General features: G+C 69.9%; 15 protein-coding genes and 1 pseudogene. 11 read left to right on the top strand and 5 right to left on the bottom strand.

The features are described 5' to 3' along the window. Window positions 1–82: 82 nt before the first annotated feature. A pseudogene (rfbD, locus tag ACQ86L_RS18570) lies at window positions 83–835 on the bottom strand (dTDP-4-dehydrorhamnose reductase); the annotation flags it as partial. Further along, window positions 835–1,824, bottom strand: a complete 990-nt coding sequence (gene rfbB, locus ACQ86L_RS18575) for a dTDP-glucose 4,6-dehydratase (RefSeq protein WP_434316705.1) — start codon at window positions 1,822–1,824, stop codon at window positions 835–837. The gene rfbB and the pseudogene rfbD, both read right to left, overlap by 1 nt. 96 nt (window positions 1,825–1,920) lie before the next feature. Here rfbB and ACQ86L_RS18580 point away from each other — a divergent pair, with 96 nt between their 5' ends. The 5 genes from ACQ86L_RS18580 to ACQ86L_RS18600 all read left to right on the top strand — a co-directional run bounded on the left by ACQ86L_RS18580 (window position 1,921) and on the right by ACQ86L_RS18600 (window position 9,808). Continuing rightward, on the top strand, window positions 1,921–3,780 hold the full coding sequence (locus ACQ86L_RS18580) for a cell wall-binding repeat-containing protein (RefSeq protein ID WP_434316706.1): 1,860 nt from the start codon (window positions 1,921–1,923) through the stop codon (window positions 3,778–3,780). A gap of 9 nt (window positions 3,781–3,789) precedes the next feature. After that, window positions 3,790–4,395 carry a dTDP-4-dehydrorhamnose 3,5-epimerase family protein gene (locus ACQ86L_RS18585; protein WP_434316707.1) on the top strand — a complete coding sequence of 202 codons (606 nt, stop codon included), beginning with the start codon at window positions 3,790–3,792 and terminating at the stop codon, window positions 4,393–4,395. Window positions 4,396–4,411: 16 nt separating this feature from the next. Next, a complete protein-coding gene (gene rfbA, locus ACQ86L_RS18590; RefSeq protein WP_434316708.1) occupies window positions 4,412–5,275 on the top strand; it encodes a glucose-1-phosphate thymidylyltransferase RfbA in 864 nt (287 codons plus the stop codon). A gap of 103 nt (window positions 5,276–5,378) precedes the next feature. Beyond that, window positions 5,379–7,688 (top strand): cell wall-binding repeat-containing protein, encoded by a 2,310-nt coding sequence (locus ACQ86L_RS18595; protein ID WP_434316709.1) that lies wholly within the window; start codon window positions 5,379–5,381, stop codon window positions 7,686–7,688. 11 nt (window positions 7,689–7,699) lie between these two features. Continuing rightward, a complete protein-coding gene (locus tag ACQ86L_RS18600; protein WP_434316710.1) occupies window positions 7,700–9,808 on the top strand; it encodes a cell wall-binding repeat-containing protein in 2,109 nt (702 codons plus the stop codon). 21 nt (window positions 9,809–9,829) lie between these two features. On the opposite strand, the gene ACQ86L_RS18605 is transcribed toward ACQ86L_RS18600, so the two are convergent. Then, entirely contained in the window at window positions 9,830–10,672 is an 843-nt protein-coding gene (locus ACQ86L_RS18605; RefSeq protein WP_434316711.1) for a glycosyltransferase, read from the bottom strand. A 4-nt stretch (window positions 10,673–10,676) separates the two neighbouring features. Beyond that, window positions 10,677–13,172: a glycosyltransferase gene (locus tag ACQ86L_RS18610; protein WP_434316712.1), complete on the bottom strand. Its 2,496-nt coding sequence runs from the start codon at window positions 13,170–13,172 to the stop codon at window positions 10,677–10,679. Between the two features lie 136 nt (window positions 13,173–13,308). On the opposite strand from ACQ86L_RS18610, the gene ACQ86L_RS18615 reads away from it, so the two are divergent. The 6 genes from ACQ86L_RS18615 to ACQ86L_RS18640 all read left to right on the top strand — a co-directional run bounded on the left by ACQ86L_RS18615 (window position 13,309) and on the right by ACQ86L_RS18640 (window position 21,577). Then, window positions 13,309–14,436 (top strand): glycosyltransferase family 2 protein, encoded by a 1,128-nt coding sequence (locus tag ACQ86L_RS18615; protein WP_434316713.1) that lies wholly within the window; start codon window positions 13,309–13,311, stop codon window positions 14,434–14,436. A 77-nt stretch (window positions 14,437–14,513) separates the two neighbouring features. After that, entirely contained in the window at window positions 14,514–15,440 is a 927-nt protein-coding gene (locus tag ACQ86L_RS18620; RefSeq protein ID WP_434316714.1) for an ABC transporter permease, read from the top strand. Window positions 15,441–15,462: 22 nt separating this feature from the next. After that, window positions 15,463–16,707, top strand: a complete 1,245-nt coding sequence (locus ACQ86L_RS18625) for an ABC transporter ATP-binding protein (RefSeq protein ID WP_434316715.1) — start codon at window positions 15,463–15,465, stop codon at window positions 16,705–16,707. Between the two features lie 20 nt (window positions 16,708–16,727). Next, on the top strand, window positions 16,728–18,404 hold the full coding sequence (locus ACQ86L_RS18630; RefSeq protein ID WP_434316716.1) for a hypothetical protein: 1,677 nt from the start codon (window positions 16,728–16,730) through the stop codon (window positions 18,402–18,404). Then, window positions 18,401–19,372, top strand: coding sequence for a glycosyltransferase family 2 protein (locus ACQ86L_RS18635; protein ID WP_434316717.1), 972 nt, complete (start codon window positions 18,401–18,403; stop codon window positions 19,370–19,372). The genes ACQ86L_RS18630 and ACQ86L_RS18635 overlap by 4 nt, the downstream gene beginning before the upstream one ends. Window positions 19,373–19,456: 84 nt before the next feature. Beyond that, complete coding sequence (locus ACQ86L_RS18640) at window positions 19,457–21,577, top strand: DUF7657 domain-containing protein (protein ID WP_434316718.1); 2,121 nt, start codon at window positions 19,457–19,459, stop codon at window positions 21,575–21,577. Between the two features lie 64 nt (window positions 21,578–21,641). Here the strand turns inward: ACQ86L_RS18640 and ACQ86L_RS18645 are convergent, their stop codons facing one another. Next, window positions 21,642–22,616: a glycosyltransferase family 2 protein gene (locus ACQ86L_RS18645; protein WP_434316719.1), complete on the bottom strand. Its 975-nt coding sequence runs from the start codon at window positions 22,614–22,616 to the stop codon at window positions 21,642–21,644. Between the last annotated feature and the right edge of the window lie 2 nt (window positions 22,617–22,618).

A 22,618-nucleotide genomic window follows, 5' to 3' on the forward strand; every position in this document is an offset into this window, starting at 1 on the left:
TGCCGTGCGGCGTCTGCCAGGGCGGCCTCCACGACCGCATCGGCGCCAGTCCGGCCTTCGCCCAGGCGCCGTGCGCGAGCACGGAATAGGACGGTCGGGGTGCGGGACGGACGAACGTCGCGCTGTCGGTCGGTGTGACCCTATCAGGGTTCAATCCGGCCGCGCTGAAGACCGCCTTCGCGAACTCGAACCAGCTCGCCTGGCCCGAGTTCGTGCCGTGGTAGACCCCGGCGGGGGCGTCGGATTCCAGCAGCGCGACGATCTGTTCGGCCAGGTCGCCGGTCCACGTCGGCTGGCCGAGCTGGTCGGCGACGACGCTCACGGTCTCGTGGCTGCCGGCGAGCTTCACCATGGTCTTGGCGAAGTTCGGGCCGCCCGCTCCGTAGAGCCACGCGGTGCGCACGACGTAGGTGCCGTCCGGGTGGGCGGCGAGCGCGAGCTCCTCGCCGGCCGCCTTGGTGCGGCCGTAGGCGTTGATCGGGTCGCGCACGGTGTCCTCGGCGTACGGCTCGGTCGCGTGGCCGTCGAACACGTAGTCGGTGGAGACGGTCACGTACCGGGCGCCGGCCCGCGCGGCGGCGACGGCCAGGTTCTCCGTGCCGAGCGCGTTGATCGCGTACGCCTCGTCCTCGTGCGTCTCGGCGTCGTCCACCTTGGTGTAGGCGGAGGCGTTGACGACGGCGTCGTGGCCGGCGGCCGCGGCGACGGCCGCCTCACGGTCGGTCACGTCGAGCCCGGCGCGGCCGAGGGCCGTCACCTCGTGCCCGTGTGCGGCCAGCGCCGACTGCAGGTCCTGGCCGAGCTGTCCGTTCGCTCCGGCGACGAGGACGCGCATCAGTTGTCCAGCGCGGCGCGGGCCTTGAGGGGCTCCCACCAGTCGCGGTTGTCGCGGTACCACTGGACGACGTCGGCGAGGCCCTGCTGGAACGGGACCAGCGGCTCGTAGCCGAGCTCGTTCTGGATCTTGGAGATGTCGACGGAGTAGCGCAGGTCGTGGCCGAGGCGGTCGGCGACGCGGTCGACGTACGACCAGTCCTTGCCGGTGGCGTCGAGCAGCAGCTGGGTGAGCTCCTTGTTGGTGAGCTCGGTGCCGCCGCCGATGTTGTAGATCTCGCCCGCGCGGCCGTTCACGAGCACCATCGCGATGCCGCGGGTGTGGTCGTCGACGTGCAGCCAGTCGCGGATGTTGTTTCCCTCGCCGTACAGCGGGACGTGCTTGTCGTCGATCAGGTTGGTGACGAAGAGCGGGATGACCTTCTCGGGGAAGTGGTACGGGCCGTAGTTGTTCGAGCAGCGCGTGATCGACAGGTTGAGGCCGTGCGTGCGGAAGTAGCTGCGGGCGAGGAGGTCGCTGCCGGCCTTCGACGCCGAGTACGGCGAGTTCGGCTCCAGCGGGCGGTCCTCCGCCCACGAGCCCTCCGCGATCGAGCCGTAGACCTCGTCGGTGGACACGTGCACGAAGCGCTCGACCTTGTTGCGCAGCGCGGCGTCGAGCAGCTGCTGCGTGCCGAGGACGTTGGTCTCCACGAAGATCGACGCGTCGCGCACCGAGCGGTCGACGTGCGACTCGGCGGCGAAGTGCACCACGGCGTCGATCGTCGGGAACAGCTCGTCGAGCAGGCCGCCGTCGCGGATGTCGCCCTTGACGAAGGTGTAGCGCGGGGAGTCCGCGACCGGGGCGAGGTTCGCCAGGTTGCCCGAATAGGTCAGCGCGTCGAGGACGACGACCTCGGCGCCCTCCAGGCCCGGGTAGGCGTCCTGGAGCGTGCGGCGGACGAAGTTGGAGCCGATGAAACCGGCGCCGCCGGTGACGAGAATCTTCATAGGGGGTATGACCTGCCTTGGGAGATCGGAAAATGTCCGCCGCCGATTCTACCGGGTCGTTGACGGGAGACCGCTGACGACCGATATCCTGCGGAGATGGTCTCTGGGGGGAAACGGACTGCGGTCCGGCTCATCGTCACGTCCGTCATCGCGCTCGCGGTCGCCGTGGGCACGGCTGTTCCGGCCACGGCCGCGAACGACGCCGGGGGCGGAAGCGGCGGCGGAGGGTTCGATCAGCCGAGCGCCGCGCAGCTCCAGAAGAACCTGGAGGAGGGGCTTCGCGACTCGTTCTCGCCGTCGTCGGCCGCGGACGCGGATCTGTCGAAGTTCGTGGACGGCGACCTGATCAGCGACGCCGTGTTCTACAACGGGAGCGCGTGGAATCAGACGCGTATCCAGTCGTTCCTCGACATGAAGGCGACGAACAACGGGTGTGTGACGGGGAGCGACGGCTCGCCGTGCCTCAACGTGTTCACGACGACGACGCCCTCGAAGGCCGGCGGCGCGGCGTGCAATGCCTACACCGGCGTCACGAACGCGACCGCCGCGCAGATCATCTCCGGCGTCGGCCTGGCTTGCGGCATCAACCCGGTGGTCCTGATCGCGATGATCCAGAAGGAGGAGGGGCTCGTCTCGACGGGATCGCCTACGCAGTGGATGTACGACCACGCCACGGGCTGGAACTGTCCTGACAAGGGTGCGGACCCGTCCTGCGACTCCTCGCCCACGTCGACCGGGTTCTTCAACCAGGTCTACGGCGCTGCCTGGCAGCTCAAGGAGTACGGCGTCGACACGGCGACCTTCAACAACTACCCGGTCGGCAAGGTCAGCCCGGTGCTCTACAGCACCACGTCGAGCTGCGGCACGAAGCAGATCGCCATCCAGAACAAGGCCACCTCAGCGCTCTACACCTACACGCCCTACACCCCGAACGCCGCCTCCCTGGCGAACTACCCGGGTGAAGGCGACGCCTGCTCCGAGTACGGCATCCGCAACTTCTGGTACCTCTTCAACGCCTGGTACGACGGCCCGTCGACTGCGGGCTCCGTCCCGGCGATCAGCCGGCTGTCCGGCGCCGACCGGTTCGCCACCTCCGTCGCGATCTCGCAGGCCGCGTTCCCGACGCCCGGCGCCGGCATCCAGGCGGCCTACATCGCCAGCGGCTACACGTTCCCGGATGCGCTCGCCGCGGCCCCCGCTGCGGTCGCCATGAACGGACCGCTCCTCCTGACCGGGTCGGACACGCTCCCCGCGTCCGTCTCCTCGGAGCTCCAGCGGCTGAACCCCCAGACGATCTACGTGGCGGGCGGACCGGCTTCGGTCACCGACGGAGTCGTGGCGGCGCTCGGAGCGGCCGTGCCCGGCGCGACGGTCACCCGCATCGCCGGAGCCGACCGCTTCGAGACGTCGCGGGACATCGCCTCCAACGCGTACCCGACCGTCTCCACGGCCTACCTCGCCTCGGGGATGAACTTCCCCGACGCCCTGTCCGCGGGCGCCGCTGCCGGGGCCCAGCACCTGCCGGTGATCCTCGTCGGCGGCGACGCGCCGGACGCGGCGATCATCGACACCCTGCACAGCATGAGCGTGACGAACGTCAAGCTGATCGGCGGCACCGCGGTCATCCACGACTCCTACGCCTCCGGGCTCAGCTCGGCCGGGTTCACGGTCACCCGCGTGGCCGGCGCCGACCGGTTCCGCACGAGCCTCGCGGTCAACGCCGACGCGTTCCCGTCCGCGACCGCGAAGACGCTCTACGCGTCGGCCGCGGTCTTCCCCGACGCCCTGTCCGGGGCGGCGTACGCCGGCCGGATCGGGAGCCCGCTCCTGGTCACCCCGGCGGACTGCGTCATCTCGGGTGCGGCGGAGCTGTCGCTGCGGTCGTCGTCGATCGGCCTGCTCGGCGGCACGGCGTCGCTGACCGACGCGGTGGGGGCGCTCAGCATCTGCCAGTAGACTCCCCGGGTGCAGATTCGAGAACTCAACATCCCGGACGCCTACGAGATCACCCCCCAGCAGCACCGCGACGACCGCGGCGTCTTCATGGAGTGGTACCGGTTCGACCGCCTCGAGGAGGCGGTGGGGCACTCGCTCGACCTCAAGCAGGGCAACACCTCGGTGTCGCGCCGCGGCTCGGTCCGCGGCATCCACTTCGCCGACATCCCGCCGAGCCAGGCCAAGTACGTGAGCGCCAACCGGGGCGCCGTGCTCGACTTCGTGATCGACATCCGCGTCGGTTCGCCGACCTTCGGCCAGTGGGACTCGGTGCTCCTGGACGACACCGACCGCCGGTCGATCTACGTCGCGGAGGGCCTCGGGCACTGCTTCGTGGCGCTGACCGACGACGCGACCGTGAGCTACCTCGTGACCGACGTCTACAATCCGGGACGTGAGCACGGGATCAACCCGCTGGACGGCGACATCGCCCTCGAGTTCCCCGTGCCGGCGGACGAGCTCCTGCTGTCCGCCAAGGACACCGACGCCCCCGGCCTCCTGCAGGCGAAGGAGAGCGGGCTGCTTCCCACCTGGGACGCTGCACGCGCCTTCTACGCTTCGCTGGACGAGAAGTAAGGACGACCACTACCTCATGCGCGGAATCATCCTCGCCGGCGGCTCCGGCACCCGGCTGTGGCCCATCACCAAGGGCATCTCGAAGCAGCTCATGCCCATCTACGACAAGCCGATGGTCTACTACCCGCTGTCGACGCTGATGATGGCGGGGATCAACGAGATCCTGATCATCACCACCCCGGAGTACAACGAGCAGTTCCGCGCCCTCTTCGGCGACGGCTCGCAGCTCGGCATCCGGCTGGAGTACGCGGTGCAGCCCTCGCCCGACGGACTCGCGCAGGCGTTCATCATCGGCGAGGAGTTCATCGGCGAGGAGTCGGTCGCGCTCGTCCTCGGCGACAACATCTTCCACGGCACCGGCCTGGGCTCGTCGCTGCGCCAGCACGCCGACATCGACGGCGCCCTGATCTTCGCCTACCAGGTCAGCGACCCGACGGCTTACGGCGTCGTCGAGTTCGACGACAACTTCACCGCGCTCTCCATCGAGGAGAAGCCGGTCAAGCCGAAGAGCAAGTACGCGGTGCCCGGCCTCTACTTCTACGACAACTCCGTGGTCGAGATCGCGAAGACCATCGAGCCGAGCGCGCGCGGTGAGCTGGAGATCTCCACGGTCAACGAGCGCTACCTCCAGGCGGGCAAGCTGCAGGTGCAGGTCCTGGACCGGGGAACCGCGTGGCTCGACACCGGGACCTTCGAGTCGATGATGCAGGCGTCGGAGTACGTGCGCGTCATCGAGGACCGGCAGGGCTTCAAGGTCGGCTGCGTCGAGGAGGTCGCCTGGCGCGCCGGCTGGATCGACGACGAGCGACTCGCAGAACTCGCCGGCCCGCTGGTCAAGAGCGGCTACGGCCGGTACCTGAACACGCTCCTGGATCGCTGAGCGAGCATCGCCGTGGCCCCCTATCGGGGCTAGAGGGACCCCTCGATCCGGTCGACGCCCGAGGTTAGGGTGGAGAGCGTCTGTCGAAAGGGGACTCCACCAGATGGTCAGCGTCAGAGCGGCATCGGCCGCGCTCGCGGTCGTCGCCCTTGCGGTCGGCGTCTTTTCGGCAGCAGCTCCCGCAGCGTCCGCTGCCGAACCGCCGAGCCACGGAACCCCTGTCGGGCACATGGGCGACTACGCGCCGTCGCGCTTCGCCGGCCCGGCGGCCGAGCTTCCGCGCGGCCTGGCCGACGCGGTCCAGCGCGATCTCGGGCTGACCCCGACCGACTACCTGAGCCGTGCCGCGGCCGCGCAGGACGCGGGGCGTCTCGTGGCGAAGCTGAAGGCCGAGGGCGTCCACGTCGCCGACGCCCAGCTGGACGGCACACGGCTGAGCTTGCGGGTGACTTCCGCCGCCGATGTCGCGGTGGCGCAGTCGACCGGCGCGCAGGTGACGGTCGGCCAGGCTCCGCCGTCGAAGTATGCGCACCGCGACTTCTCCGCCGCCAACAGCAACGCGGTGGGTGGGACGGCCTGGGGGTACCTGACCGGGAACACCGGGATCCGCTGCTCCATCGGCTTCAACGGCGTCGGCCCCGCGCAGCGGGTGGACTTCGTGACGGCAGGGCACTGCGTCGCGGGCTACTCCGGCAGCGTCAGCGGCATCCAGCAGGCGATGCCGAGCGACCCCAACGCGTACTGGGGCCCACAGCTCGGGAACGTCGCGGGGACCGTCCAGTACGGCGGCGGCTCCGACACGGCGCGCGTCAACGTCACGAACCCGGCCTATTCGTCCGGCCCGGCGGTCTCCACCTGGGGCGGCGGCGCCAGCGCGCCCGAAGCGAGCCAGCTCGCCGTGCGCGGCGACACCGCCGGAGTGGCGGGCGCCCCGATGTGCAAGTCCGGGTCGAGCAGCGGCTGGACCTGCGGAACCATCCTCGCCGTCGACACCCCGGTGACCGTCGGAGGCCAGAACGTCAACGCCGTCGTGACGAGCGCCTGTGTCATCGAAGGCGACAGCGGAGGAGCGGCTCTCGTCGGCTCGTTCGCTCTCGGCACCACCTCGGGGAGCTCGCAGAGCACGAGCTGCGGCAGCGGCGAGATCGGCGTGTTCTTCCCGATGGTATCCGCCGCCGCGCAGCCGAGCGTGACCAGCATGCAGCCCGACTGGGAGCTCGGAGTCGGCGTCTCGACGCCCACGACCGCGGTGCCGAGCGGCGGCGCGTACTTCACGGGCAGCGCCTTCACCGGCACGGTCGCCGGGGCGGACCCGCAGACCACGGTGGCCGTCTACTGGGACGGCCGGACGGACGCGCAGGGGCCGAGCGCGACCACCAACCCGGACTCCAGCGGCGCCTGGTCGGTGCCGTCGCCCGCCGTCGGCACGCACAGCTACCGCATCCGGGCGACCTGGGGCGCCTACTCGAAGTCGCCGGTCACCAGCGGTACGGTCACTCTGGTCGCCGCGCCGGCCGTGAGCAGGATCTCCGGCAGCGACCGCTTCGACACATCGGTGCAGGTGTCCAAGCAGGCGTACCCGAATCCCGGCTCCGCGCTGGTCGTCGTCGTCGCGAGCGGGATGACCTTCCCGGACGCGCTGAGCGCCGGGCCGGCCGCGGTCAAGCTCGGCGGCCCGCTGCTGCTGACCGGGACGACCGAGCTGCCGTCGTCGGTCTCCTCCGAGATCCAGCGGCTGGCGCCGCCCAGGATCATCGTGGTCGGCGGCACCGCGGCCGTCTCCGACGGCGTCTTCGCCCAGCTCCAGCAGCTCGCTCCGCGGGTGCAGCGGGTGTGGGGCGCCGACCGGTACGAGACCTCCCGGGCGATCGTGCAGCAGGCGTTCGGCTCCGCGGGCAAGGTCTACTTCGCCTCCGGCGGCAACTTCCCCGACGCGCTGTCGTCCGGGGCGGCCGCGGGCAGCGCAACCTCCCCGGTGGTCCTGGTGCCGGGCGTCGGCACCGTCGACTCCGCCACCGCGCAGCTCGTCAGCGGCCTGCACGCGTCGACGCTCGACATCGTCGGCGGCACCGCTGCGATCTCGGATCAGTACGCATCGTCGCTGAGCGGGCTCGGAACGGTCCAGCGGCTCCAGGGCGCCGATCGCTTCGCGACGGCGCAGGCGGTCAACCAGAACGCGTTCGCCTCCAGCACGCAGCTCTACCTGGCGTCCTCCGCCACGTTCCCGGACGCGCTCTCCGGATCGGCGCTCGCGGGGGTGAGCCGGCACCCGCTGTACATCGGGCCGGCCACCTGCATCCCCCAGACCGTGGTGACCGAGGTCGGCCGCCTCGGCGCGACCGGCCTCGTGCTCGTCGGCGGCGCGGCAGCCCTCGGTGGGTCGGTCGCCGCTCTCACGGTCTGCAGCGGCTAGGGTCGGTTCCTGTGAAGACGCTCAGACTCCCGCCGCTGTACGCCGTCGTCGCGATGGTCGTGGCGCTCGTCTGCGGCGACGTCCTGGCAGCGGGGGCGGCGTCGGCTGCTCCGCCTGCCGCGGTGCGCGAGAGTCCGAGCGGCATCGTGAAGACGGCCGTGGCGTCGTCCTGGGATCCCGGCTACATCATCAGCGACTTCAACTTCTACAACGGCCAGGCGCTCGACGCCGCGACCATCCAGGGCTTCCTGAACGCGCAGGTCCCCACCTGCCGGGCCGGTTACACCTGCCTGAAGGACTACCGCGAGAACACGGTCAGCCGTCCGGGCGACGCGATGTGCACGCCATACACCGGTGCGGCGGGGGAGTCCGCGGCGACCATCATCGCGCGGGTGGGGGCGGCCTGCGGCATCAGCCAGAAGGTCCTCCTCGTCCTGCTCGAGAAGGAGCAGAGCCTGGTCACCGACGACTGGCCGTCGACCGGCCAGTTCCTCAAGGCGACGGGATACGCCTGTCCGGACACGGCGGCGTGCAACACCCTCTACTACGGCTTCTACAACCAGGTGTACATGGCGGCCTGGCAGTTCAAGCGCTACGGCAACCCGCCGGGGACGAGCAACAGCTTCACGTGGTACCCGGTCGGCGCGACGAGTGCCATCCGGTACAGTCCCACCGCGTCCTGCGGCTCCAGCCCGGTGCTGATCCGCAACGCCGCGACGGCGGCCCTCTACTACTACACGCCCTACCAGCCGAACGCCGCAGCGCTCGCGAACCTCTACGGCACAGGAGACTCCTGCTCCGCCTACGGCAACCGCAACTTCTGGCGCCTGTACTCCGACTGGTTCGGCCCGACCACCGGCGGTGCAGCGCCGATCGGCAGCTTCGACCAGGCGAGCCTGTCCGCCTCGACGTTCGACGTCCGCGGCTGGGCGCTCGACAAGTCCCTCATGCGCACGTCGATCGACGTCCTCGTGACGTACAACACCCCCGCCGGCCTCGCGAGCCGGACCGTGACGGCCAACCTGGACCGGCCCGACGTCGGCGCCGCGTACCCGGGCGCGGGCAACGCCCACGGCTTCTCCGTCAGCATCCCCCGCAGCGGCGACGGGCAGTACTACGCGTGCGTCACCGCGCTGCCCTCGCCGGGCAACGGCGCGGGGAGCACTCCGCTCGGCTGCCTCAGCGCCTTCTACTCGTCGGCCATCGGGGGAGCCCCCACCACCGCGCGGCTCCAGGGCGCCGACCGGTTCGCGACCTCGGCCGCCGTGTCGCAGGCCACCTACCCGTCCACGACGGGCGGCACGGTCTACATCGCCTCCGGGGTCGACTTCGCGGACGCCATCTCGGCGGCGCCGGCCGCGGCCGCTCAGAAGGCGCCGCTCCTCCTCGTCGGGCAGAATCAGCTCCCGGCGTCGGTGGCCACCGAGCTGAAGCGGCTCGCGCCGAAGAGCGTGATCGTCGTCGGCGGCCCCGCAGCGGTCAGCGACGGCGTCCTCAGCGCGATCGGATCGCTCCAGACCCTGGTCGTCCGCGTCGCGGGAGCCGACCGTTTCGAGACCTCGAGGAAGGTCGCCGACTTCGCGTTCCCCGGTGCGACCGGAGCGTACCTGGCCTCCGGGCTGAGCTTCCCCGACGCGCTCTCCGCGAGCTCCGCCGCCGGGTCGTCGAAGCGCCCCGTGATCCTCGTCGACGGCCGGAGCCCCGCTCTCGACCCGGCGACCAAGACCTACCTCGCGGGCAGGCCGATCTCCACCCTCGTCCTCGTCGGCGGGACGAGCGTCGTGCCGGACGGGATGCAGACCGAGCTGACCGGGATGGGCAGGTCCGTCACGCGGCTCGGCGGCGCGGACCGGTTCCAGACCAGCCAGGTCCTGAACGCCGCGGCGTACAAGACCGCCCAGACGGCCTACCTCGCCACGGGATGGAGCTTCCCCGACGCGCTCTCGGGTGCCGCTGCGGCCGGGGCCCAGGGAGCGCCGCTCTTCGTCGTCCAGGGTGGTTGCGTGCCCCGCAGCATCGGCAACACCCTGGCGAGCATGGGGGTCAAGAAGATCGTGCTCCTGGGCGGCACGTCCGTGCTGACGTCGGACGTCGGCGCGATCGTGCCGTGCTCCCCGTGATCCGCTAGCGGCGCAGGGGTCTCAGCGGGAGATCCACCAGAGCCGCCCCCAGAGCCCGAGGCGCAGCGCCAGGCGCAATGGAGCGAAGTACCAGGCCGAGTAGCGACGGGAGAGGTAGCGGTAGGCGCTGTCGTGGTGCGCGCGCTCCATCCGCTTGACCTCGCGGGAGGCCGAGTGGGCGCCCGTGTGCGTGATGACGGCATCCGGCACGTAGATGTTCCGCCATCCCGCCCTGCCGAGGCGGTCGCCCAGGTCGACGTCTTCGAAGTACATGAAGTAGCCGAGGTCGAATCCGCCGACCTCGCGCCAGGCGGTCGTGCGGATGAGGACGCAGGCGCCGGAGAGCCATCCGGCGGCGCGGCGGCGGTCCGTCTGTCCTTCGGCGCGATACGCGACCGACCAGGGGTTCGACGGCCAGACCCGACCGAAGAGGCCGTGCGCGATGCCGGTGCGCAGCGAGGGCAGCCGGCGGGCCGACGGGTACACATCGCCTTCGGCCGTCAGGATCCGCGGCCCGAACGATCCGCCTCCCGGCATCTCCTCCGCTGCGCGGACGAGCCGGTCGACGGCGCCCTCGGCGAAGACGACGTCCGGATTGACGACGAGCAGGTAGTCGTACTCGTCCTCGATCGTGGCGAGCGCGGCGGCGACGCCGCCGCCGTAGCCTCTGTTGCCGCCGGCGTCGACGAAACGGGCCCCGGCGGCGAGGGCGAGCTCCCGGGTCACCGCGGCATCGGGGGAGGAGTTCTCCACCACCACAGTCTCGGCGATCGACGCGCCTGCCCCGCTCAGTGACGCCAGGAACGCGGGGAGGACCTCTGACGACGCGTAGGTGACGGTGACGACGAGGACGCGAGGCGACATCGAGTCAGCTCTGGGCGTCGCGGCGGCGGACCGCGCGTGCCCGGTACCGCTCCACGACCGCCGTCGGACCGCCCTCGCGGAGGTAGTACATCGCGCGCTCCACGTCCCGGCGGATACCGGTGCTCGGCACCCGCTTGGCGGTCGTCTTGACGGCCTTCTCCCGCTTGGCGGACGCCACCTTCTTGTCGGCGGCGTGGACCGGGGCCTTGCAGAACTCGACCAGCGCCGCGAGGGTGCGCGACCAGCGGAAGTCGTCGCGCACGCGGGCGACGTTCGCGCGCGCCGCTGCGACCTTCTCGGGGTCGTACAGGTAGGTCTCGAGGGCGTCGACGAGCGCGGCCTGGTCGCGCTCGGGGACGGCCGCGCCGAGGCTCTCCGCGGCTACCAGGTCGCCGAACGAGTCGCCCTCCGTGGTCACGATCGGCAGGCCCGACCAGAGGTAGTCGAGGATGCGGGTACGGAACGAGAAGGTGGTCTCGACGTGCTGGAAGTGGGTGGAGACGCCGAGGTCGGCGTCGAGCAGGAAGTTCTGGCGGTCGTCGAAGTCCACCCAGTTGTCGTTGAAGAAGACGTTGACGCCGAGCACTCCGAGCTGGGCGGCCAGCGCGCGGGAGGTCGCGACGATCTCCATCTCGGGCACATCGGGGTTGGGGTGCTTGACGCCCATGAAGAAGAGTCGGACGTCGTCGTGGCGCTTGGCGACCTCGGCGACGGCCCGGATCAGCGTCTCGGGGTCGAACCAGTTGTAGATGCCGCCGCCCCAGACGATCACCTTGTCGTTCTCGCCGATGCCGGGCACCTGGCCGCGGATCGCGTGCCGGCTCTGGACCGGGTCGTCGCTCGAGATCCCGAAGGGCGCGATCGCGATGAGCGAGTCCAGCTCGGAGTCGCGGGAGTACGTGTACGCGTTGACGCGGCCGAGCGCGGCGAGCTGGCCCAGCCAGAAGTGCCGCTGGCGGTCGCTGGCGCAGAGGAAGAAGTCACCGAGCAGGAGCTGGTGGTTCAGCGTCGAGGTCGCGTCGGAGATCTGCTTGTCCCACGCCTTGATCGCCTGGCCACGACCCTGCTCGAGCTGTTCGAGGTGCATCGGATCGTAGACGTCCACGACCAGGACCTTCTCGGTCTTCGCGAGGGCGGGGAACAGCGCGATGCCGTTGCCCTGGGCGATGATGACGTCGGCCCACGCCTCGTGCTCGTTGACGGACGAGGGGTGGTGGTGGGAGATGACCGCGGTCTCGAACGGGATGTCGTCCAGCTTCTCGGCCCGCGTGTAGCTCACCAGGCGCACGTCGTGCTCGGACGAGAGCTCCTTGGCGATGTGCCAGGCGCGGATCGCCGGCCCGGCCATCTTGCCGCCGATCGGGTCGCCGGTCACGACGAGGATGCGCCGCTTCGCGGTGGCCGAGAGCACGTCGAGCTGGCTCACGATCTTCTCGTAGCCCGCGAGGTAGGACTCGATCGGGTACGCCGGCTCGTCGACCTTCCCGAAGAGGCGGATCAGCTCACGGTCGGAGCGCACGCGCGTGCTCTGGACCTTCTCGCGCTCGGCGGTGGCCTCGGGAAGGTGCTCGACGAACTGGTCGATGGCGAAGATGCCGGCGAGCGTCGACTTGTCGACGGGCGATTCGCGCTGCGAGTCGTCGCCGGGGTTGCGCAGGTCGAGGGAGGTGGAGTCGAGGCGACCGCGGGCGACCGCGCGCCGGACGGCGAGCAGGAGGGCGCCGGCGAACACGTCGCGGAGCGAGTCGTCCTCGAGGTTCTTGTAGAGCGTGTAGAGCGCGTTGCGCTCGAGCAGGTACTCCTCGCGGAAGTTGCCGAACTTGTTCATCGACGCGTGGTGCTTGTGATACGCCAGCGACTTCGGCTGGAACCGGAAGCGGTAGCCGAGCAGGTTGAGGCGCCAGCCGAGGTCGACGTCGTCGTAGAACATGAAGTAGTTGTCGTCGAAGCCGCCGAGCTCATCGAAGACCTCCGCGCGGATGAACATGGCGGCGCCCGTGCCGAAGAGGACGTCCTTCTCGACATCCCAGCTCCCGCGGTCCTTCTCGCCGGCGTGCGGCTTGTAGCCCATGCCGTACCAGGTCACCGAGCCGTCGACGAAGTCGACGTCGACGCCGTCCCAGTCGAGGACCTTGCTGGCGACCGCGCCGATCTCAAGGCCGCCGTCGAAGGTCGCGATCGCCTCGGCGATCCAGTCGGGGTGCGGCTTCGCGTCGTTGTTGAGGAACGCGACGAACTCGCCGCTGGAGTGCTCGACCCCGAGGTTGCAGCCTCCGGTGAAGCCGAGGTTGGCGCCGGAGTCGATCAGGACGATGTCGTCGCCGAGCGCCTTCAGCTTCTCGAGGCTGTCGTCACCCGAGCCGTTCTCGACGACGACGATCTCCAGCCGGTCGGCCGGCCAGTTGAGCTCCCGCAGGCCGCGCACGCATTCGACCGTGTCGTCCGCCCCCCGGAAGTTGACCAGGACGACGGAGACGACTCCGTTGCGGCGCTTCTTCATTCGTTCCGAACCCCTCGACCACTCTTCTCTGCTGATGAACCCACCGAGTCTACAAGGTAGCCCCCGGGAAAGGTCCGGATCACGTTTCGCGCTATGGCATGATTGTGTGAATTCCCGAATAGTAGTGAGGAAACCCGTGAGACTTGCCGTCACGCTGATGGTCCGCGACGAGGCGGACATCGTGGGACCGGTGATCGACAACCTGATCGCGCAGGGCGCGGACGCCATCATCGTGACCGACAACGGATCCGTCGACGGCACGACCGAGATCCTGGAGTCGTACGGCGATCGCATCGACCTCCGCCACGATCCCGTCCAGCGCAAGCAGCAGTTCAGCGTGGTCACCGGAATGGCGCGCGACGCTGCGACGGTGCACGGCGCGGACTGGGTCATCAACGCCGACGCGGACGAGTTCTGGCTGCCTCGGGCGGGTGGCGCGACCGTGCGCGACGTCCTCTCCGAGATGCCGGTGTCGCTGCGCACGTTCCCGGTCGAGGTCATCGACATGATCGGCGATCCCGCGGGACGTGGAACGGGGCTGCAGCGGCTCACGCTGCAGGACAGGCGCCCGGTCGGGCGGATGAACGAGCTCGGCATCCACGCGCACGCGACGGCCGACGCCGTCCACATCGGCTCGCCCGACATCGAGGTGGCGCAGGGCAACCACTTCGTCAACCTCGAGCGGAAGGGCGAGGTCCCGGCGGACCTGGCCCTGGAGGTGCTCCACTTCCCGTGGCGCTCGTGGGAGCAGTTCGAGGGCAAGGTCGAGAAGTCGGGTCGCGCGTACGCGTCGAACCCCGACCTCCAGCCCAGCCCGAACCACCACGGGATGCGCGAGTACCGGCGCTACCTCGACGGTCTGCTGTTCGCCTACTACGTGCTGCGTCACCCGGATGCCGCCGAGGTCGACGCGGCCGTCGCCGACGGGACCCTCGTGCGGGACCTCCGCATCGCCGAGGCCTTCGAGTCCCCGGTCGCCGATGTGCCCCTCGACGCGAAGGAGCTGTCGGCGGCGCGGCGCTGGGCGCCCTCGATCGCACGGCTCGAGCGCGAGCAGCGCCAGGCGCAGGCCGCGGCGGACGCGCGGATCGCGGAGCTGCTCGGCTACATCGACGAGGGCAAGCAGCGCATCGACGGTCTGCTCGAGGACGTCCGGGCGGTCGAAGCGCGGGAGGCGCGTCTCTACGAGGAGATCGACCACCTCCGGTCGCGCAAGGTCGTGCGCTGGAGCGACGCCGTCGTCCGCCTCCGTCCCGGCCGCTGACCACCCGGGGCCGCACAGCCGGGAACGGTTCGCTCAGCCGGGGTTCAGGAGGGCGCAAGCTATGCTTGCTTCTGCTCATGGCCAATCAAAGACTCTCCGATCGCGAACTGCGCGACGCCCGTTTCGCTGCGCTCGCCGACGCGCCGCTCGTCCGCACCGGCGCGAAGGGCGGCGCCCTCGGCGGGAGCTGGGCGTCGCTGCGCGAGATCCTCGGGCAGCGCGAGATGCTCGGCCTGCTGGTCCGCCGCGACCTCAAGGCCCGCTACAAGGACAGCACGCTGGGCTTCCTCTGGTCGCTCGTGCGGCCGCTGACCCAGCTCGTCATCTATTACGTGGTCATCGGCCGCTTCCTCGGCGCTGCGCGGGGCACGCCCGACTTCGCGATCTACGTCTTCACCGGCCTGACCGCGTACACGCTCTTCAGCGAGATCGTGGCGGGAGGGACCTCCTCGATCGTCGGCAACTCCGGCCTGATCAAGAAGATCTACCTGCCACGCGAGATCTTCCCGCTCGCGAGCGTCGGTTCCGCGCTGTTCAACTTCCTCATCCAGTTCGGCATCCTGGTGATCGCCACGCTGGTCCTGCGGAAGTTCCCGATCCACCCCGGCATCGTCTACCTCATCCCCGCGTTCCTGCTGGTCCTCGTGTTCGGCACGGCGTTCGCGATCCTGCTCTCGGCGGCGAACGTCTACCTCCGCGACATCCAGTACCTGGTGGAGGTCGGCCTGATGATCCTGATGTGGGCGTCGCCGATCGTGTACCCGTGGAGCACCGTCCAGGCTGCGCTCGGCAACGGCGTCCTGCTGGACATCTACACGAACAACCCGATCACCCTGGCCGTCCTCGGCTTCCAGAAGGCCATGTGGGTGAGCGGGGACACCCAGCCGTCGCCCGAATGGCTCCTGCCGCGGATGCTGATCGCGATCGCCATCGGTCTGATCATGCTGGTCGGCTTCCAGCGGGTGTTCGCGCGCCTGCAGGGCAACTTCGCGCAGGAACTGTGATCAGAAGGCCATGACGAGCAGTATGACTACACCAGTGACCGGCGCCTCGCCCGCCGAGGAGACCGCGCCGGAGATCATCGTCATCGACGATGTCACCAAGCGCTTCGTCGTCCGCAAGGACAACTCCCTCAAGGAGCGCCTCACCGGCTTCGGCCGCGGCCGCAAGCACCGCGAGGACTTCTGGGCGCTCAAGGGCGTGACGGCCCACATCACCGCGGGCACCACCGTCGGCCTCATCGGCCACAACGGCTCGGGCAAGAGCACGCTCCTCAAGGTGATCGGCGGGATCCTCGAGCCGACCGCGGGCTCCGTCAGCCACCGCGGGCGGATCGCCGCGCTCCTCGAGCTCGGCGCGGGCTTCCATCCCGACCTGACCGGCCGGGAGAACGTCTTCCTGAACGCATCGATCCTCGGGCTCACGCGCAAGGAGACCGAGGAGCGCTTCGACGAGATCGTCGCCTTCTCCGGCATCGCGGACTTCATCGACACGCAGGTCAAGTTCTACTCGTCGGGCATGTACGTGCGGCTCGCCTTCGCGGTCGCCGTGCACACCGACCCGGACATCCTCCTCGTCGACGAGATCCTCGCGGTCGGCGACGAGGCCTTCCAACGCAAGTGCCTCGACAAGATCCGGTCGTTCCAGGAGCAGGGACGCACGATCATCCTCGTGACCCATTCCTCCGGCCAGGTGACCGAGCTCTGCGACTGGGTCATCCTCCTCGACAAGGGCGAGGTCAAATACGAGGGCGAGCCGAACAAGGGCGTCGCGCTGTTGCGCGAGAACCTGGAGGAACGGCGCCAGGCCGCCGAGGGCGACAAGGTCGACGAGATCATGGGCCGCGGTGTGATCCACGACGTCCGGGTCTACCCGGCAGGCGGACAGCCGGGAGACGAGGTGTCTCCCGGGTCTGACCTGGTCGTCGAGATGGACGTCGAGCACTACGACGGGCTGGACGACTGGATGGGCGCCATCCAGATCGACAACACGATGGGACAGGCCGTCTACGGCACGACCACGAAGCGCATCGGGCTCCGTCTCCCGACCCTGCGCGAGGAGCGCACCGTCCGGTTCACGTTCAAGGACGTCCGGTTCGGCACGGGGAAGTACTTCCTCAATGCCTCGCTGATGGACTTCGCCGGACGGCACATCCACGACCTGCCGCAGGTGACCTCGTTCGACGTCCCGTACTACGAATACGCGGTCGGCGCGGTGTACGCCGAGCCGACCGCCGAGGATCTCGGCGAACGCAGCGGACGTCCGGCCTGAGCCCGAACGGGGGAAACGATTTGGGGATCACGCTCGCCGTCCACGTCTCGCCGGCCGACGTCGACCTGATCGCAGCGACCGTCGACCATCATCGGGCGCAGGGTGTCGACCGCGTCGTCCTCATCGACCCGGCCGACGATCCTGCGCTGCGGTCGGCGATCGAGAGCAGACTGGCGCCGGGAGCGGTCGAGCTCGTCGCGGCCTGGGCTCCCGACGGTGACGACTGGGTGCTCGATGCCGCCGGGGGCGAGTTCTGGGTGGCGGCCGACCCGTCGACCCGGCTCGTGGAGGCGCTGCGGGCGCTCGACCGCACGGTCGCGCGCATCGATGTTCCGGTGACGGGCCTGACCGGGCCTGCTGCGGCCTCGGGCGCCGGGTTCGATCGGCTCATCCACCGGGACGCGCGGGACCCGGACCGGCTGCGTTCGATCGGCGTGCCGGTGGATCCGGTGACGCGCACGGCGCGACGTCCCGGCCCCGACGTCCCGGCCGAGCAGTCGACCGTCGAGGTGCTCCGGCTGGGTTCGCGCTCGCTCGCGCAACGGCTGGCGGCGTCCGGAGGCGATCCGCTCGCGACCGCCCGGTATCTGGCCGGCACCCCGACGGCAGGCGAGCTGGAGTCCGCGGGCTTCGCGCTCGACGACAGGCTCCGCGACCTCCGGGCCGCGGCGGACACCCCGATCGACGCTCTGCCGGCGGTGGAGCGGGAGGCCCTGCGGGTCGCTGTTGCAGAACAGCTCTCGCTGGCCGGGCGGCTTGCGCACGCCGAACGGCGCGCGGAGGCCGCCGAGGCGGCCCTTGCCGCACAGCGCTCACGGCGCGTCGTGCGCGTGGCGGATCGGGCGGGAGCCGCGGTGAACGGCGTCGCCGGGCGCATCGCCCGCACGGCCGGCTCGGTGCGCGACGACCGCGACCGGCGCCGCGTCGCTCACGCCGAGGCGCGTCGGGCGCGGACCGTCCACGACCTCATCGCGGCTCCGATCCAGCCGCTCGTGACCCTCGGCGAGGTCACCGAGGACGCCGTCCCGATCGTCATGTGCCTCTACAAGCGTCCGGCGCGGCTGCCCGAGATCGTCCGGATGCTCGCGCTGCAGAAGACCGATCGGCCGATCCGGCTGATCCTCTGGAACAACCACGCCGCGAACACCGAGCTCTACCGGCGGGTGCTGGAGGACGCGCGGCTCGTGAACCTCGCGTCGATCGAGCTCTACGAGTCGCCGAGCAACATCGGCGGAATCGCCCGGTTCGTCGTCGCGCACTGGCTGTGGCAGGCCGGTGTGCGCGGTCCGTTCGTCATGCTCGACGACGATCAGGACGTGATGCCCGATTTCGTCGCCACCCTGCTGTCCGAGTACCGGCCGCACAGCGTCACCGCCTGGTGGGGCTTCGCCAATCACGGGAGCCACTGGCAGCGGTCGGAGGTCGCGGCCGGTGAGGCCCTGGACTACGCGGGAACCGGCGGTACGATCGCCGACATCGAGCTCGTCTCCGAGCCGGGCTATTTCGACCTTCCCGCGCGGTTCCTGATGCTCGAGGACCAGTGGATGACCTCGCGAGCGCTGCGGCACGGCTGGCAGGTGCGGAAGTCCGCCGTCCTGATCGGCCAGGTCATGGCGGAGGAGAGCGGCAACCAATACCACGGCCTGCGCGACCGCAAGGACGAGTTCTACGACTACTTGCACCAGGACGCCGAGTGAGGATCTCGGTCGCGTTGTGCACGCACAACGGTGCACGGTTCGTGGGCGAGCAGGTCGCGAGCATCCTGTCCCAGGCGCGGCTTCCCGACGAGCTGGTGCTCTCGGACGACGCCTCGGCCGACGGCACGGTCGCCATCGTCGCCGGGGCCGTCCGGGCGGCCGGAGGCGGTGCGCCCGAGCTGACGGTGATCGAGAATCCCGTCGCCCTCGGAGTGGTGCGAAACTTCGAACAGGCGATCCAGGCGGCGACGGGCGACCTCATCGCGCTCTGCGACCAGGACGACGTCTGGGAGCGGGACCGGCTGGAGGCTCTCGCCCAGCGCTTCGAGGCCGACCCCGGACTGCTCTGCGTGTTCACCGACGCCACGATCATCGACGGCGACGGCGCGCCGACCGGTGCGACCCTGTTCCAGAGCCTGGAGCTGCGTGCGGACGAACTGGACGCGGTGCGTGACGGCAGGGGGTTCGGAGCGCTCCTCCGAAGGAACCTGGCCACCGGGGCGACCATGGTCTTCCGCCGCTCGCTGCTGGAGGCCGCCGCTCCCTTCCCCGATGAGTGGGTCCACGACGAGTGGCTCGCGATCGTGGCGGCGGCGCGCGGCGGGCTCGCCGTCGTCGAGTCCCGACCCACCCGCTACCGGATCCACGGCGCGAACGCGATCGGGGTGATCGAGCCGACGCTCCGCTACAAGCTCGGCAGGATGCTCGAGCCCCGCGGCGAGAGGAACCGCACGCTCGCCAGGCGGGGCGCCGTGCTGGCCGAGCGGCTTCCCGCGATGGGCGCGGCCACCGACCTCGTGACCGAAGCGCGCCGTAAGGCGGTCTTCGAGTCCAGGCGTGCCCGGATGCCGCGCAACCGCCTGCTGCGGGCTGTGCCCGTCCTCCTGCTCGCCACGACGGGGGCGTACGCGCGCTACGCGAGCCGCGGCCTCCAGGACATTGCGCGAGACCTCGTCCAGCCTGCCTAGGCGCGCCGCAGGATCAGCGGAAATCCAGCGCCCGTCAAGTAAGCTCGTGGCTGCCATCACGCCATACACCCAAGGAATGAAGAAGTGAACTCTGCCGTCGGTGAGAAACCGGTCGAAGCCGCCACCGGCGACCAGGAAGAGGTCGCAGGACGGCGCCGTCCCGGCCGCGCCGTCGTCGCGCGCTGGCGCGCTGCGGTCGCACCGACGCAGGTCGGCCTCCCGAATTGGCGTGTCGTCGTCGCGTTCCCCGCGGTGCTGTTCATCCTCCTCGTCGTCTTCGTCGGACTCGGCATCACGGGCTCGTCGACGGGCTTCCTCCACCAGTTCTTCGCCACCGGGTCCGACTCGAGTCTCATCGCCGGCGAGCCGGAGGCGATCCGCAGCGACGAGTGGTCGGTGCAGACGGCCTGGACCATCTCGCAGGTGGAGCAGGGCCTCCCCGTGGTCAACCACACCTTCCCGGGCGGAATCGACTCCACCGTCCAGTCGGACCTGCCGTCGTGGGACTGGTCGATGGTCTTCCGTCCGCACCTCCTCGGCTTCTGGTTCCTGCCTCTGGACAACGCGATGGCGCTGAAATGGTGGCTTCCCGGCTTCGCGCTGATGGCGGCCGCGTACCTGGCCGCCGTCACGTTCCTGCCCCGGCGTCCGGTGACCGCGGCGGCGATCGCGGTCGGATTCTTCTTCGCCCCGTTCTTCCAGTGGTGGTACCTGCCCGTGACCTTCTGGCCGGCCGCGTGGGCGTTCGCCACGATCGCGGCCGTCGTCTGGCTGATCAAATCGCGCAGCCGCTGGCAACGCTGGACCTGGGTCGGCGTGGTCGGCTACCTGACGGTGACCATGGGGATGGGGGTCTACGTCCCGTTCATCGTGCCTGCGGTGTTCGTCGTGCTGTTCGCGGGCGTCGGCCTGCTGCTCGGGCGCCGGCCGCTCGCCTTCGAGGAGGGCGTCGGGTACGACGGCCCGATCCGGGCGCGCGTCCGCTCGCTCCTCCCGATCCTCGTCGGGGGCGCCGCCGGCGTCGCCGTGCTGCTCGTGTGGATCGTGACCAGGTGGGCCACGATCCAGAGGTTCCTCGACACCGTCTACCCGGGCCAGAGATTCGAGCACACCGGGCAGACGAACAAGGACGGCCTGATCGCCCTCTTCGCCGCCCCGGTGACGCGCAACCTCGGCGTTGTCGGCGGGCAGCCGCTCGGCGGGAACGCCTCGGAGGCCTCGACGTTCTTCCTGATCGGGCTGTTCCTCGCTGTCCCGGCGATCTGGCTCATCGTGCGCGACCGCCGCGCCCGGCGGGGGACCGACTGGCTCCTCGTCGCCCTGCTCGCGGTCACCGCGCTCTTCACCCTCTTCCTCGTCCTCCCGGGCTGGGACGCGATCTCTCACCTCATCCTGCTCGACCGGACGACGGATGGCCGCCTGCGGATGGGCTTCGGCCTCCTGTCGGTGGTGTTCGCGCTGGTCATCGCCCAGCGCGCCGACGCCATCCGCCGCGAGAAGGGCAGGATGCCGGTCATCGCCACGGTCCTGGCCGGTGTGCTCGCCGCGGGCTCCGTCGCGATCGTCGCCGTGCACCTCTTCCACCTCGGCTCGCCGCTGGTGATCCAGTCGTGGTCGTGGCCGATCGTCGGTGTGCTCTTCGTGCTCTCGGTCGTGGCCTACTCGTCGGGCTGGGCGCTCATCGGCAGCGTCTGCTTCCTCGCCGTCTCCCTGATCGGCTCGATGGGGGTCAACCCGCTCTACCGCGGGGTGTACGACCTCAACGACACGGCGGTCGCCAAGAAGATGCACGCGATGCAGGCGGCCGATCCCGGGAGCTGGGTGGGCGTCGGGGACTCTCGCCTGCCGAGCGCTGTGCTCGTCCAGTCGGGACTGCCCGGCTACAACGGGTTCCAGGGTGCACCCCCGGCGGAGATGTGGAAGCAGATCGACCCGGCCCACACGCACGAGCTGAACTGGAACCGCCTCGCGAACCTGAGCTGGGTGGCCGGCCAGGGCGCTCCGAACCCGCACAACCCCGCGGCCGATGCGATCGTGATGACCTTCGACTCCTGCTATTCGTTCGCGCAGAAGCACGTGCGTCACGTCATCTCCGACGCGCCCGTCGATCAGCCCTGCCTCGCCGAGCAGGCGACGATCAAACAGGGGCCGACCACCTTCCACCTCTACTCGGTGACGCCGCAGGCGGTCCCTGCCGCGCCCTGACGGAAGACGCACGAAGGCGGCCACCGCGCATCGCGGTGGCCGCCTTCTTCCGTTCGGAGCCCGATCAGGTGATGTCGGGCTCCCGTTCGAATGGGAGGTAACTCGGCGTCGACGGGCTCGCCTGGATGTCGAGTTGCAGGGCGCTGATGAGCATCTGCGTCCCCAGCATCAGCGGCAGTGCCGCGAGCATGACCGTGGCTGCCGTCGCGACCACGGAAGCGGCGATCTGGAAGCAGACCCAGATGGCGACGCCGAATCCGAAGAGGAAGAGGATCATGCCCAGCACCAGGAGCAGTGCGATGGGGGAGAACGACCACAGTACGTAGCGGTACCAGATCCGTCGCCAGAAGCCGCGCGTGAGGAGGCTGAGCAGCTCGGGGACCACCCGGCCGAGGCGGATGCTCGACACCTCTTCGCCGTAGACGGCGGGGATGGGCACGTCCACCGCAGGCACCTGCAGGATGTTGAGGTGGATCAGGAGGTCGTTCTCGAAGCTGTACCGCCGCGCGACGTTGTCCAGCGGCACCCGGCGCAGCACGTCCGTGCGGATCGCCGTGTAGCCGTTCTGCGGGTCGAAGAGGTGCCAGTACCCGGAGGCCAGCTTCGTCATGAACGACAGGACGATGTTGCCGAAGATCCGGTAGCGGGGCATCCCGTGGAAGGACTCCGGGGCGAAGAACCGGTTGGCCTTCGCGAAGCCGTAGCCCTCGGTCGTCACGTGGTCGAGCAGGGCCGGGAGGTAGGCCGGGTCCATCTGCGCGTCGCCGGCCATGATCACGTTCACGTCGGCGCCGAGGTCGATGGCAGCGCGGTGCCCGGTGATGATGGCGCCGCCGACACCCTGGTTGACCTCGTGGCGGATCAGCACGACGCGGTCGTCGGTGCTGGCCTGCACGACCGCGCTCGTCCCGTCCGGGCTGTGATCGTCGACGATCACGATGTGGTCCACGAATTCAGGCATCGTGTCGATGACCTGGGAGATCATCTTCTCTTCTTTGTAAGCGGGCACCACAGCGGCGATTCGTGCGCCGTTGTACATAG

The sequence above is a fragment of the Leifsonia sp. P73 genome (genome assembly GCF_051059105.1).
Taxonomy (GTDB): Bacteria; Actinomycetota; Actinomycetes; order Actinomycetales; family Microbacteriaceae; genus Leifsonia.

Coding starts and splice junctions, on each gene's coding strand:
- rfbB (WP_434316705.1), bottom strand. CDS start 1,824: ATGAAGATTCTCGTCACCGGCGGCGCCGGTTTCATCGGCTCCAACTTC.
- ACQ86L_RS18580 (WP_434316706.1), top strand. CDS start 1,921: ATGGTCTCTGGGGGGAAACGGACTGCGGTCCGGCTCATCGTCACGTCC.
- rfbA (WP_434316708.1), top strand. CDS start 4,412: ATGCGCGGAATCATCCTCGCCGGCGGCTCCGGCACCCGGCTGTGGCCC.
- ACQ86L_RS18595 (WP_434316709.1), top strand. CDS start 5,379: ATGGTCAGCGTCAGAGCGGCATCGGCCGCGCTCGCGGTCGTCGCCCTT.
- ACQ86L_RS18605 (WP_434316711.1), bottom strand. CDS start 10,672: ATGTCGCCTCGCGTCCTCGTCGTCACCGTCACCTACGCGTCGTCAGAG.
- ACQ86L_RS18610 (WP_434316712.1), bottom strand. CDS start 13,172: ATGAAGAAGCGCCGCAACGGAGTCGTCTCCGTCGTCCTGGTCAACTTC.
- ACQ86L_RS18620 (WP_434316714.1), top strand. CDS start 14,514: ATGGCCAATCAAAGACTCTCCGATCGCGAACTGCGCGACGCCCGTTTC.
- ACQ86L_RS18625 (WP_434316715.1), top strand. CDS start 15,463: ATGACTACACCAGTGACCGGCGCCTCGCCCGCCGAGGAGACCGCGCCG.
- ACQ86L_RS18645 (WP_434316719.1), bottom strand. CDS start 22,616: ATGTACAACGGCGCACGAATCGCCGCTGTGGTGCCCGCTTACAAAGAA.